General features: G+C 44.5%; 12 protein-coding genes. 6 read left to right on the forward strand and 6 right to left on the reverse strand.

What is annotated here, in order from left to right; translation table 11 throughout:
- The first annotated feature begins 18 nt into the window (after positions 1-18).
- Positions 19-2,592, forward strand: coding sequence for a ligase-associated DNA damage response DEXH box helicase (locus tag ACVW2L_RS13625; protein WP_457128516.1), 2,574 nt, complete (start codon positions 19-21; stop codon positions 2,590-2,592).
- Between the two features lie 218 nt (positions 2,593-2,810).
- Here the strand turns inward: ACVW2L_RS13625 and ACVW2L_RS13630 are convergent, their stop codons facing one another.
- The 3 genes from ACVW2L_RS13630 to gyrB all read right to left on the reverse strand — a co-directional run bounded on the left by ACVW2L_RS13630 (position 2,811) and on the right by gyrB (position 6,247).
- Positions 2,811-3,371, reverse strand: a complete 561-nt coding sequence (locus ACVW2L_RS13630) for a DUF922 domain-containing protein (protein WP_457128517.1) — start codon at positions 3,369-3,371, stop codon at positions 2,811-2,813.
- Between the two features lie 109 nt (positions 3,372-3,480).
- Positions 3,481-4,077, reverse strand: a complete 597-nt coding sequence (locus tag ACVW2L_RS13635) for a flavodoxin family protein (RefSeq protein WP_457128518.1) — start codon at positions 4,075-4,077, stop codon at positions 3,481-3,483.
- Positions 4,078-4,288: 211 nt separating this feature from the next.
- Positions 4,289-6,247 (reverse strand): DNA topoisomerase (ATP-hydrolyzing) subunit B, encoded by a 1,959-nt coding sequence (gene gyrB / locus ACVW2L_RS13640; RefSeq protein ID WP_457128519.1) that lies wholly within the window; start codon positions 6,245-6,247, stop codon positions 4,289-4,291.
- A gap of 206 nt (positions 6,248-6,453) precedes the next feature.
- On the opposite strand from gyrB, the gene ACVW2L_RS13645 reads away from it, so the two are divergent.
- Complete coding sequence (locus ACVW2L_RS13645) at positions 6,454-7,047, forward strand: OmpH family outer membrane protein (RefSeq protein WP_457128520.1); 594 nt, start codon at positions 6,454-6,456, stop codon at positions 7,045-7,047.
- A gap of 143 nt (positions 7,048-7,190) precedes the next feature.
- Here the strand turns inward: ACVW2L_RS13645 and ACVW2L_RS13650 are convergent, their stop codons facing one another.
- Together ACVW2L_RS13650 and ACVW2L_RS13655 are read right to left on the reverse strand one after the other, a co-directional pair.
- A complete protein-coding gene (locus ACVW2L_RS13650) occupies positions 7,191-7,601 on the reverse strand; it encodes an RNA-binding S4 domain-containing protein (RefSeq protein ID WP_457128521.1) in 411 nt (136 codons plus the stop codon).
- Positions 7,602-7,726: 125 nt separating this feature from the next.
- The gene (locus ACVW2L_RS13655; RefSeq protein WP_457128522.1) at positions 7,727-8,062 is read right to left on the reverse strand and encodes a hypothetical protein; all 336 of its coding nucleotides are present in this window, start codon (positions 8,060-8,062) and stop codon (positions 7,727-7,729) included.
- Between the two features lie 70 nt (positions 8,063-8,132).
- Between ACVW2L_RS13655 and ACVW2L_RS13660 the strand changes: the two genes are divergently transcribed.
- From ACVW2L_RS13660 to ACVW2L_RS13670, 3 genes are all read left to right on the forward strand, one after another.
- Entirely contained in the window at positions 8,133-8,948 is an 816-nt protein-coding gene (locus ACVW2L_RS13660) for a 2,3,4,5-tetrahydropyridine-2,6-dicarboxylate N-succinyltransferase (RefSeq protein ID WP_457128523.1), read from the forward strand.
- Positions 8,949-9,027: 79 nt separating this feature from the next.
- On the forward strand, positions 9,028-10,011 hold the full coding sequence (locus ACVW2L_RS13665; protein WP_457128524.1) for a glycosyltransferase family 9 protein: 984 nt from the start codon (positions 9,028-9,030) through the stop codon (positions 10,009-10,011).
- Positions 10,004-10,570, forward strand: a complete 567-nt coding sequence (locus ACVW2L_RS13670; protein WP_457128525.1) for an L-threonylcarbamoyladenylate synthase — start codon at positions 10,004-10,006, stop codon at positions 10,568-10,570. The genes ACVW2L_RS13665 and ACVW2L_RS13670 overlap by 8 nt, the downstream gene beginning before the upstream one ends.
- Before the next feature lie 14 nt (positions 10,571-10,584).
- Here ACVW2L_RS13670 and ACVW2L_RS13675 read toward each other — a convergent pair whose 3' ends face one another.
- Complete coding sequence (locus tag ACVW2L_RS13675) at positions 10,585-11,238, reverse strand: PAS domain-containing protein (RefSeq protein ID WP_457128526.1); 654 nt, start codon at positions 11,236-11,238, stop codon at positions 10,585-10,587.
- A 466-nt stretch (positions 11,239-11,704) separates the two neighbouring features.
- On the opposite strand from ACVW2L_RS13675, the gene ACVW2L_RS13680 reads away from it, so the two are divergent.
- Positions 11,705-12,379, forward strand: a complete 675-nt coding sequence (locus ACVW2L_RS13680; protein ID WP_457128527.1) for an SDR family NAD(P)-dependent oxidoreductase — start codon at positions 11,705-11,707, stop codon at positions 12,377-12,379.
- Positions 12,380-12,422: the final 43 nt, after the last annotated feature.

Here is a 12,422-nt window from a genome sequence, read left to right on the forward strand (position 1 = left end):
TTACTTTGTTAGCAAGCAATGAGCACGCCGGGGCAAAAAGTTATTCAGCAGTGGTATCGTCAAAAAAACTGGCGGCAGTTCCCGTTTCAAAAAGAAATGGAGGCTGCTTATCTGGAAGGCTATTCGGGATTGTTAAATGCCCCTACAGGCAGTGGCAAAACTTTCGCGCTGTTCCTGCCCTTCCTTGCTGATTTCATCAACAAAAATCCCGACTATAAAACCCGCAAAAACAACGGGCTTCAAATGCTTTGGATAACACCTTTGCGTGCGCTCACCAACGATATCCGCAAGGCTATGCAGGAGGTTTGTGATGACCTTGAACTCCCATGGAGAATTGGCACCCGTACCGGCGATACATCTGCTGCCGAGAAAGCCGCGCTAAAGAAAAAACTTCCTGAAGTATTGCTTACTACGCCAGAAAGTCTGCATCTGATGCTGGCCCAAAAAGAATATCCCGCCATATTTAAAAGCTTGCAGGTTTTAGTGGTAGACGAGTGGCACGAACTGCTGGGCACCAAACGCGGTGTACAGGTGGAGTTGGGATTATCCCGCTTGAAGTCAATTTGCAGTGGGCAATTGGCAGTTGATAATAATCATTCAAACCTGCGACCTGCTCACTGCCAACTAAAAATATGGGGCATCAGCGCTACCATTGGCAACCTGGAGCAGGCAGGCGATGTGCTGTTGGGCAATAACTTCGCACGTGATAAAGTGAAATTGATACGTGCCAACATCGACAAAAAACTGGTGATAAAATCTGTCATTCCGCCAAATATTGAGAATTACTCCTGGGCAGGGCATATTGGCGTAAAGCTGATTGCGCAGGTGATGGAGTTGGTGGCCAAAAGTAAAACCACGCTGATATTTACCAATACACGGTCGCAATCAGAGATCTGGTATCATGCTATTTTGGATAATTACCCGGAGTACGCCGGGATTATGGCCATGCATCACGGCTCGTTAGATAATGAGTTGCGTAACTGGGTGGAGCAAGCGCTCCATGCCGAAGCGCTAAAGGTTGTTGTTTGCACTTCCAGCCTTGATTTGGGGGTGGATTTCAGGCCGGTTGATACCGTTATACAGGTTGGCAGCCCAAAAGGTGTTGCACGCTTTATGCAGCGGGCGGGCCGCAGCGGGCACCATCCAGGCGCTATATCAAAAGCGTACTTTGTGCCTACACATTCATTAGAACTACTGGAGGGCGCTGCCCTGAAAGAGGCCCTTAAGCGCGGCATTTTTGAAAGTCGCGACCCGATGCTGCTTACCATGGATGTACTGATACAATTTATGGTAACGCTTGCCGTGTCTGACGGATTTAGGGCAGATGAGCTATTTAACGAAGTAAAAACAACCTATGCCTTTGCTGATCTGAGCAGAGCAGAATTTAACCAATTACTTGATTTTATTGTTAACGGCGGTAAAACACTGGCGCAATACGATGAATTTTTAAAGGTAGAAGTTGAAAACGGATTATATAAAGTAAACAGCCGCAGGGTAGCCATGCGCCATCGCCTAAGCATTGGTACCATAACCAGCGATATGAGCGTACGGGTAAAGTGGTTAAGCGGCGGCAGCTTGGGTACGGTAGAGGAATCTTTTATATCTAAACTAAAACCCGGCAACACCTTCTGGTTTGCAGGGCGCAGTCTGGAGTTTGTGCGCTTAAAAGAAATGACGGCCTACGTAAAAAAGTCGACAGCGCAAAAGGGAATGATACCCAGCTGGAACGGCGGCAGGATGCCATTATCCTCCCAACTCTCGGCAGTATTAAGGGACAAACTGGATGAGGTTGCCCATGGCATTGAGCAGGATGAAGAAGTTAAAGCGCTAAAGCCTTTGTTCGCGTTGCAGCGGGAGTTATCTCATTTACCGCAAAGTCACGAGTTTTTGATTGAGTCCTTCAAATCCCGGGAGGGGCATCATTTGTTGTTTTATCCTTTTGAGGGGCGCTTAGTACACGAAGGCATGGCTTCGCTTTTGGCCTACCGGATATCGCGCATCAGGCCGGCAAGTTTCTCCATCGCCATGAATGATTATGGCTTTGAACTACTTACTGATGAAGATGTGCCCATTGAGGAAGTGCTGGAAGATGCATCCTTCTTTTCAATTGACAACCTGTTGGATGACATTATGCACAGCCTTAATGCCAACGAAATGGCTCGCCGGCGCTTTAGAGATATTGCACATATTGGGGGCCTGCTGTTTACCGGCTATCCCGGTCAGCAGGTAAAAAACAGGCACTTGCAGGCCTCATCGTCTTTGCTGTTTGAGGTTTTTAGCGAGTATGAGCCAGACAATCTATTAGTGCGCCAGGCTTATAATGAGGCATTGGCTTTTCAGTTAGAAGAGTTCAGGCTCAGGGCGGCCCTGCAACGCATAGCGACACAAAGTATAGTACTTAAAACCATTGAGCGCCCCACTCCTTTCGCCTTTCCCATAATGGTGGATAGTTTGGGCCGTGAGCGCTTAACTACCGAAAGCCTGGAAGACCGTATAGCAAAAATGGCGCGGCAATACGGCGCTGAAGGCTTTGGGTCAGTAGAAACCAAGAGAGCAAGAAAACCGGGTGTAACAAGAAAGAAGGGTTTTTAGCAGTTGAGGCACCGTATTAGTGTTCCGCTTGCGGAGGCGAAACAATCGGAACAAAGCGAAACAGCCATTTTAGTAAGCAGTTGACAGATAGCTGTTTGAAGTTTCGGGCGGAACAAAGCGAAACAACTTATAAGTCAGGAAAATTAGCTGTAAAAATTGGATACTCATTATCAATATATTTTACAAAGCTCTCAATTTTGTTCCGGCAGGGGAACAAATTAATAACCCGTTTTGGCCAACGGCGGCGCATTATCCAGGCGCTGTCTAAAGTAATCATCCCAACTGCGCTGCTGCGCTTTGTTTTGCATATGCTGGGTACCTGTCTCGTAATTTTGGTTAAGTTCTTTGTATTTGGCATCAACAGTATCAAATAGCTGCATAGCCTCCTGCTTATAATTAGCCGTAAAATAGGTGCGGTTTATCTGGCGCAGTAACTCCTGCTGCTCCATATATGCAATAATATAATGGCCCTGCTCATGGTTAAGCACTTCATCCATTTGCCTCGAAGCAATATTTCTGGTATCCAGCCAGCAGCGGTCGCGGTTTAGTAGCAACTGTACGGTAGCATACAAACGGTAAGCGCTTCCTTTATCACGATAAGCCCGGTATTTAAAATCAATAGTGCAATTGGTGTAGGCCACATGGCCCATAACGCGGGGTTTGGGTATTCCCTGAAAATCTGACGGTGTTAATTGATGGTACCCCTGTGCCATCGCCTCGTTCCTCACTATAATCATTAAGGCGACGGCCAGGGCCATCCTCACTAATCCACCTCTCATTAAACTAAAAATCGTTAAACTCCCTTTTTTGACTACAAGAGATAGCACAAGGTTTAATGGGGAATATATTTTGGATACAATTTTAAGCTAACGTAGTATACAGAGCTTATTATGTAGTAGTTGATTGTTTTTGTAATACCTGTTTTAACTGCTTTACCATGGCGTCGGCGATTTTAACATATTCTTTCTGATATTTTTCCAGCAATTCTTCCTTTGTTGTTTCCGCCCCTTTACGCTGACCATCCCACATTACCGATAGTGTAGCGTATGGCGGTAGCGTTATGCCTATCGCGTTAAAAAAATTACTGATGTTGCCGGTAATATGCTGTGCACCGTCAGAATCGCCGGTGATAATTATTCCGCCTGCTTTACCTTCAAGCACAGACGGCTTTCCTGCTAATATCTCATCGTGCACATTATCCAAACGTTCTATTATTCTTTGAATTTCAGACGAGTGACCACCCCACCAAATAGGCGTGGCGAAAATGATGATATCTGATTCAATTATCTGATCGTATATAAACGGCCAGGCATCTCCTTCGCCCACATCGGTATACGTTCCCTGATGAATGGAATGATCCACCAATTTCACTATATCGCATTCTATGTCATATAATTGCAGTCTTTCTTTAAAAAAACCTGCAAGCACTTCTGTGTTAGAAAGACCTTTCTTCTTTAAAGTCCCCAATAATATAATGGCTTTCATTTTTGATGATTATAAGTTATTGGTTAAACACCGCGTTTAACACTTTATACTTAGACCAACAATTGGGTGTAGGCCGGGTTTTACCGATAAATACTGAATTTTAAATAAAACCGCAAACTGGCCACAACTAAAAAACAAACCCCCTCCATCTTCCGACGAGGGGGTTCCTGATATAGTCAACTAATCTCTAATCAACTATCACTAATAGCTACTATGTATCTATTCTTGCGTATTTTGCGTTTTTCTCAATAAACGCACGGCGTGGTGCTACCTCGTCGCCCATTAGCATAGAGAAGGTATGATCGCATTCTGCGGCATTTTCTATGGTTGCTTTCTTTAAGGTACGACGTGCCGGATCCATGGTGGTTTCCCACAATTGCTCGGCGTTCATCTCGCCCAAACCTTTGTAACGCTGTACGTGTACGCTGTCTTCTTTACCGGCACCTTTTAAACGTTGTATAGCAACATCGCGCTGCTCATCGTTCCAGGCGTATACAGATTCTTTACCTTTTTTAACCTGATAAAGTGGCGGCGATGCTATGTAAACATATCCGGCTTCTATCAGCTCCTTCATATAACGGAAGAAGAAAGTAAGGATCAGTGTGGTAATGTGCGATCCGTCAACGTCAGCATCCGTCATGATCACAATTTTATGATAACGAAGTTTGGCAAGGTTCAGCGCTTTATCGTCTTCAGGCGTACCGCGGGTTACGCCCAGGCCTGTAAACATGTTCTTTATTTCCTCGTTCTCGTAGATCTTGTACTCCATGGCTTTCTCCACGTTCAGAATCTTACCTCTCAATGGTAAAATTGCCTGATACTCGCGGTTACGGCCCTGTTTGGCGGTACCACCCGCCGAGTCCCCTTCGACAAGGTAGATCTCGCATAAAGCAGGGTCGCTGTTCGCACAATCTGCCAGTTTACCGGGCAGGCCAGATCCGCTCATTACGTTTTTGCGCTGTACCAGCTCACGTGCCTTACGTGCAGCAGCACGGGCGGTAGCGGCCAATACCACCTTCTGAACTATCATTTTCGCTTCGCGTGGATGTTCTTCCAGGTAGTTACCTAAAATTTCGCCCACGGCCTGATCAACTGCCCCCATTACCTCGTTGTTACCCAACTTACCTTTGGTTTGACCCTCAAACTGAGGCTCCTGCACTTTTACAGATATAACAGCAGTTAAGCCCTCGCGAAAGTCATCGCCAGAGATCTCTACCTTAAGGTTTTTTAACAAACCTTCCTTATCGGCATAGTTTTTCAACGTACGCGTAAGCCCGCGGCGGAAACCCGCAACGTGGGTACCTCCCTCAATGGTATTAATGTTGTTTACGTAAGAGTGTACGTTTTCTGAGTAGGTATCGTTATACTGCAAAGCCAGCTCAACCGGGATACCTTGCTTTATACCGTCAACATAAATAGGCTCGGGTATGATAGAGGTACGGGTACCATCCAAAAATTTAACAAACTCGCTTAAGCCGCCTGTCGAAAAGAAATCTTCCATTGGGAAGCTTCCGTCTTCGTTTGCTTCACGCTCGTCAGTCAAAGTCAAGCGGATACCTTTATTTAAGTAAGCCAGCTCGCGTAAGCGGGCAGCCAAAGTATCAAATTTGTATTCAGTAGTTAACTGAAAAATAGACGGATCGGGCTGAAAGGTTTGCGTTGTACCGGTACGATTAGATGTGCCAATTTCTTTAACCTCAAATAAAGGTTTTCCTTCAGAGTATTCCTGCGTAAACATTTTGCCTTCGCGTTCAACAACCGTTTTCATGTGGGTTGATAAGGCATTAACGCAGCTTACCCCCACACCATGCAAACCGCCGGAAACTTTGTAAGTATCTTTATCAAACTTACCACCAGCGTGCAATACCGTCATTACAATTTGTAAGGCCGATACTTTTTCTTTGGTGGTAATGCCTGTTGGGATACCGCGGCCATTATCAACTACTGTAATGGAGTTGCCTTTATGGATAGTAACATTTATAGTATCGCAATAGCCGGCCAGTGCCTCATCTATTGAGTTATCTACTACCTCATATACCAGGTGGTGCAGGCCTTTAACGCCTGTATCGCCAATGTACATGGACGGGCGCTTACGCACCGCCTCTAAACCTTCTAAAACCTGTATATTATCTGCTGAGTAATTCGATTTGTCCTGATTTTCTTCGCTCATAATTTGGTTAAAACAATAACCTTCAAAGTTACAAATTTTGCCCTAATATTTGCGATTGTTGATAAAAATGACATGCCCCAACCTGTATATAATTTATTAGGATACTTGTACCGAAAGATTATATTTGTGAAAATTTTTAAAAAAACAGGTATCGGTTTTATAACACCTTAAAATACCTTACACATTATCAATACAATAAAAATTAAATGAAAACCACAGGTTCTATTTTCACAAAGATTACTTTATGTATAATGGTTGCGGTTGGCGTAGCAGCCTGCAGCAATGATAAAAAAGGCGATGCTCCGGCGGCGGCTTCTACTGTTAAGGCTGGCAGCGAAACCATTGTATTTGTAAACCAGGATACGCTTTTAACCAAGTATGAGTATGCCAAGGATATGCGTACCAGGCTTGAAGGCAAAAGCAAAGTTGCCGAAGGCGACATTGGCACCCGCGGACAGGCATTTCAGCGTGAAGTGGCCGAATATCAAAGAAACGCCAACACCCTGAGCGCCGACCAACGCGCAGCTACCGAGCAACGTTTGCAACGCAAGCAACAAGAGTTACAGCAATATCAGCAAAATGCAACTGCTGAGTTTCAAAACCTGCAGGGTACCGAAGCAAATAAACTGTATGATAAAGTGGCTGAGTTTACTAAAACTTATGCAAAACAGAAAGGCTACAAAATGGTGCTTACTTTTTCAAAAGCCAACCCTACCGTATTATATGGCGATACCACACTTGATGTTACCGCTGATGTACTTAAAGGCATAAACGAAGCTTACGCTAAAGAGAAAAAATAATTTGTAGATGATTCTGATGTGCAGATGAGGCTTGATGTGCAGATACGTGGATATGCAGATGTGCAGATGAACTTTAATGCATAGATAATTTAACATTTTACAAACCCCGGCAGTAGTCGGGGTTTTGTTTTTTATGGGATGGGCTAATCCTCGTCGTTGGTTTTTTCGAGCAGATCGTCTTTCAGGTCATCTATCTCGCGGCGGTCGCGTTTGGTGGGGCGGCCGGTGCCCCTGTCGCGCTTAAGCAGCGGTGCGTGGAACATTGATTTAAAAGCAGTAGTCTGTTCAACGGGCGTAATATCTTCATAAAACCCTACAGCGGTTTTAGCATCAACGCGGTTTTCCAACAAGCCAACAACACGTATTATTTTGCGGTCCGGACCTTTTGCTATTTGGTAAACTTCGCCCAAGCGCACTTCGTGCGATGGTTTTATGTTGTTGCCATCCAACTTTACACGGCCGGCTTTACAGGCATCAGACGCCAGCGTGCGCGTTTTAAACTGGCGAATGGCCCACAGGTATTTATCTATTCGGAGTTTTTCTTTTTCGGGCATGATAGGGCAAATTTAAGAAATTCCAATTACACCAAGTGCGTTAGCGATAGAAGCGGATACCGCCCCGTGGCTAATGCCTGTGCAGTGTGAGCGGATAGCGCGGGCCACAGGCAACGCCAAAATCTTCATATCCTAAAACCGTTGTTTATTGCCCAGTGCATTATAAAGGCTGCATATATTGTAAAAGTAACAACAGAAATTGTAATATAGACTTTAACTTTTACTGAATCATCGTCTTTACGAGCGGTCTGAATTCGATAGAAATTGAGTAGCTGAGGCGAAACAAGTGGTAGAACAATCCACGCTACAGAATTTCCTTCAGAGTACAATAGACTATCTCCTCCTTCTCCTAAAAACAACATTGAAATTGCCGGATATGGATAAAATACCGTTAACATTGCTAATGTTTGTAAAATAACAAACACTAATATTTTTAACCAGTTACTTTTAAAGGTAGTCATCTCAGATAAACTCAATCAAACAAATCTGCTCAAAAATCCTTTAATTTGCTGCAAACTTTTAACACATCCAATGCAAGAGCTAAAAAAACTAATTGAACAAGCCTGGGAAGACCGTAACCTGCTTGCTTATAACGAATACATTGATGCCATTGAAACCGTTATTGAGCGCCTTGACAAGGGCGAGATACGCGTTGCCGAACTGATAGGCACCCGCTGGCATACTAACGACTGGATTAAGAAAGCCGTAATATTATACTTCCCTATCCGTACGATGGAGGAAATTGAGGTGGGTCCCTTTGTATTTCATGATAAAATGAAACTAAAAACTGATTACAAAGCTACCGGTGTACGCGTTGTGCCACATGCTATTGCCCGCTATGGCGCGCATTTGGCTAAAGGCGTTATTATGATGCCAAGCTATGTAAATATTGGCGCTTATGTTGACGAAGGCACCATGGTTGATACCTGGGCAACAGTAGGGTCATGCGCGCAAATTGGCAAGCATGTTCACCTGAGCGGCGGTGTAGGTATTGGCGGTGTTTTAGAGCCGGTACAGGCAGCACCGGTTATCATCGAAGATAACTGCTTTTTAGGATCTCGTGCTATTGTGGTTGAGGGTGTGCATGTTGAGCGCGAGGCGGTGTTAGGTGCCAACGTTGTACTTACCGCATCAACCAAAATTATAGATGTTACCGGCAGCAGCCCGGTTGAGTATAAGGGCCGCGTGCCTGCCCGTTCTGTAGTTATTCCGGGTTCATACACTAAAACTTTCCCCGCCGGCGATTTCCAGGTGCCTTGTGCCCTGATCATCGGCACCCGTAAAGAATCAACCGATAAAAAAACCTCATTGAATGATGCTTTGAGGGAAAATAATGTGGCAGTTTAATTAGATGTGAGAATTGAGATTTGAGATATGAGATTGCATCTGTCTCATATCTCAAATCTAATATCTCAAATCTAAAAAGATGAAAATACTCATAAGGCTGCCTAACTGGTTGGGTGATGTGGTGATGAGCACCGCGTTAATTAATGCGGTTAGGCAGCTTTATATTGATGCCCGTATTGATGTCATCATTAAAAAAGAGCTGAGCTCCATCGCTTCGCTTATACCGGGGATTGACACTATCCATTCCTTCTCCAAGCAGGATAATCCGGGCCTGGGCGGTGTATACCGCTTTGGCAAATCTTTAAGAGCCGAAAATTACGACATCTTCTTTACCCTGCCAGATTCGCTTTCGGCAGCGGTAATGGGTAAGGCTACCGGGGCAAAAAAGCGGGTGGGGTTTAGCAAAGAAGGCGGCTTTTTTCTGCTGACCAAAGTTTGCCGCCGGCCAAAAAATGCGCACCGGGTAGATGAATACTTATCTATACTTGAACAATTTACCGATAAAGCCATCAGCCAAAAAGAGGTAAAACTACGGCCGCAGCCGCAGAAAAAATCGGATCTTATTTTGCTGAATTTTAATTCGGAAGCAGAATCGCGGCGCATGCCTTTGGATAAGGGCAGAGAGTTGGTGCAACTGCTTACACAAACTTTTACTTACCATCAGTTTGGCCTGATAGGCGGACCTAAAGACTCGGTTTATGTAGAAGAATTGCTGCAAGGGGCGGCTAATCTTGATCGCATCAATAATTATTGCGGAAAAACTACCTTGGCGACGCTGGCCAATTTAATGGCAGGCGCAAAGGTGCTGCTGAGTACAGATTCCGGTCCGGCGCATTTGGCTAACAGTGTGGGATTGCCGGTGGTAGCCCTGTTTGGTGCAGGTAATGAACGTAATACGGCTCCGTATAATGCCGATAAGCTCACCATAATCCGTGCCGGGCAATTAGCCTGCGAACCTTGCGTACGTAACGTTTGCAAGCTGTACGGCATACCCAAATGCATGCAATTGCTTGATGATGCACGAATTATTAACGCGCTCAGCGTATATTTAAACCATGCTTAGAGACGAGGTTGCAAACGCATTTAAAGTTGTGCAAGAGGGCGGGATCATCCTGTACCCTACTGATACCATTTGGGGTATTGGCTGCGACGCCGCCAATACCGATGCCGTTAAACGCATATTCGCCTTAAAACGGCGGGACGAAGCCAAGAGCATGATCATATTGCTTGATACTGATAACAAGCTGCAAAGCTATATACAGGAAGTGCCAGAGCTGGCCTATAACCTGATAGAATACGCCGAAAACCCGCTTACACTGGTGATGCCGGGTGCCAAAAACATCTCGCCTGCATTGATAGCTGCTGATGGCAGTGTGGGTATAAGGGTAACATCGCACCAGTTTTGCCAACAGCTGATACAGCGCTTACGCAGGCCATTGGTTTCTACATCGGCCAATATAAGTGGCCAACCCTCTCCGCAATATTTCGGGCAGATAAGTGATGAGATTATAAACGGGGTTGATTACGTGGTAGACCTGGAACAGCATAGCACAGAGATAAAGAAACCATCAACTATTATGAGCCTGGATCCGAGCGGTAAATTTGAATTTTTAAGACGATAGATGTAAGATATGCCTTAGCCTAACTCAAGCGTGTTCATTTTTTCGCTGTTTTTATGTATCACATCGTCCAACTCTTGTGCGCAACGTTCTAACATTCTCAGGCATTCGCTGCGTTCATCCTCACTGATGGTTTGCTTCAACAGATCAACCAGGCTAAAAATAGAGCATAGCGGCTTACGTATCTCGTGCGAGTTGGACCAGGCCAGATCGCGTAGTGTATCATTTGTATCCTTGATCTTTCTATAGGCATCTTGCAATGACTCTTCAGTGTTTTTACGCGCTGTTATGTTATGGCCTATACCCAGCAGATGCGTAATGGCGCCAGTGCTATCGTGTACCGGCACCTTTGATGTTAACAGCCAGTGCTTTTCGCCATGCTCGTCGTAAAAAAACTCTTCCATATCCAGCAGCGGTTCGCCGGTACGTAAAACTTCCATATCATCATGAAAACCGCGTTCACCAATGTCGCCTTTGTACAACTCAATATCGGTTTTCCCAAGCACCTCACTTTCAGACGCAGCCCCTACCGAGCGTACATCGGCCCTATTGGCAATGATCTTACGGCCATCCGGGTCCTTAACATAAATTATGTCGGGCAAATTGTCAATCAAGGTGCGCAGCATTGCGCCTTGCGCGGTTTGGATAGACTCAGTTTCGGGTGTGTTCATGTTATTTTTTTGCTTAACAGAGGCGGGCTTTGTTAACAAATCATCTATAAATGGTTATAACACATACCGCCTAAAGGCAGCAATTGTTTATAATGGTGTTATAAATATACAGATAGCGGTGTTTTCTTTTATTGTAAACGAACACTATCCGCTTCCCGTAACGAAAATGTGACGCAGGCCCTGGGTAAGGCGTAACAACAAGGTGTTTCAAAATAATATATGAAATAAACGGAACGGATGAAACGGAAATTATTATAACAACCTGATATTTAGCACAATGCAATACAAAAAAGAAACAAATTGAAACTACTTATTCGTCAGCGAGTTTAGCTGTAAAACGGATATAATTAACTACTTATCAGCATGTTGGATATTTATAAAATTTGCATTTTTTGTGAAACGGGTTTTTCAAACATTTCGGGATAATTTAGCTTTGCAGTATTACACCCAATCTATCTATAAAAATATGAACAGCTCCATAAAAACCGCCCTTATAACCGGTGCCAGCAACGGTATAGGACTTGACCTTAACAAAAAATTGATCAACGAAGGAATAACAGTAATTGCAGTAACGCGGTCTGGCGAGGTAGCCGGCTTTTCGCATCCTAACCTTACAGTTATACAGGGCGATATAAGTAATGAAGAAAGTATTGCCGGGGTTGCTGCGCATGTAAATAAATCAGGCATCAGCATTGATTGCCTTATAAACAATGCAGGTGTTGGAGTAGACTTTGATACGGAAGTACCTACGGCAGCGGCGCTCAATGCCAGCTTTGCCACTAATACTACCGGCACCGCCTTGTTTACAGAAGCGTTATTAAATAAAGTAACAAATGGAGGGCAGATCATTTTTCTTTCCACCATTATGTCATTACTGCGCGCGGCTGCGCCGGATGCTCCCGGCTATCGCATGTCTAAAGCTGCATTGAATATGTATGTAGTTATGCTGAGTAAGCGGTTGAAAAAAAGGAACATCCGTGTAACGGCCTTACATCCCGGCTGGGTGCAAACCCGCATGGGTGGGCAGAAAGCGCCTACTACCATTGAACAATCTGTTAATGGTATTTATAAGGCCATTACCGATAATACAGAAACGGGTAAGTTTTGGAATGTGGATTCAAGTGGAATAGAGGATTATTAATCATTTTGTAACTATTTTATAATAAAGTTGGTTTTTTGCCAAC

The sequence above is a fragment of the Mucilaginibacter sp. HD30 genome, assembly GCF_054061755.1.

Coding starts and splice junctions, on each gene's coding strand:
- ACVW2L_RS13625 (WP_457128516.1), top strand. CDS start 19: ATGAGCACGCCGGGGCAAAAAGTTATTCAGCAGTGGTATCGTCAAAAA.
- ACVW2L_RS13630 (WP_457128517.1), bottom strand. CDS start 3,371: ATGAGAGGTGGATTAGTGAGGATGGCCCTGGCCGTCGCCTTAATGATT.
- ACVW2L_RS13635 (WP_457128518.1), bottom strand. CDS start 4,077: ATGAAAGCCATTATATTATTGGGGACTTTAAAGAAGAAAGGTCTTTCT.
- gyrB (WP_457128519.1), bottom strand. CDS start 6,247: ATGAGCGAAGAAAATCAGGACAAATCGAATTACTCAGCAGATAATATA.
- ACVW2L_RS13645 (WP_457128520.1), top strand. CDS start 6,454: ATGAAAACCACAGGTTCTATTTTCACAAAGATTACTTTATGTATAATG.
- ACVW2L_RS13650 (WP_457128521.1), bottom strand. CDS start 7,601: ATGCCCGAAAAAGAAAAACTCCGAATAGATAAATACCTGTGGGCCATT.
- ACVW2L_RS13655 (WP_457128522.1), bottom strand. CDS start 8,062: ATGACTACCTTTAAAAGTAACTGGTTAAAAATATTAGTGTTTGTTATT.
- ACVW2L_RS13660 (WP_457128523.1), top strand. CDS start 8,133: ATGCAAGAGCTAAAAAAACTAATTGAACAAGCCTGGGAAGACCGTAAC.
- ACVW2L_RS13665 (WP_457128524.1), top strand. CDS start 9,028: ATGAAAATACTCATAAGGCTGCCTAACTGGTTGGGTGATGTGGTGATG.
- ACVW2L_RS13670 (WP_457128525.1), top strand. CDS start 10,004: ATGCTTAGAGACGAGGTTGCAAACGCATTTAAAGTTGTGCAAGAGGGC.
- ACVW2L_RS13675 (WP_457128526.1), bottom strand. CDS start 11,238: ATGAACACACCCGAAACTGAGTCTATCCAAACCGCGCAAGGCGCAATG.
- ACVW2L_RS13680 (WP_457128527.1), top strand. CDS start 11,705: ATGAACAGCTCCATAAAAACCGCCCTTATAACCGGTGCCAGCAACGGT.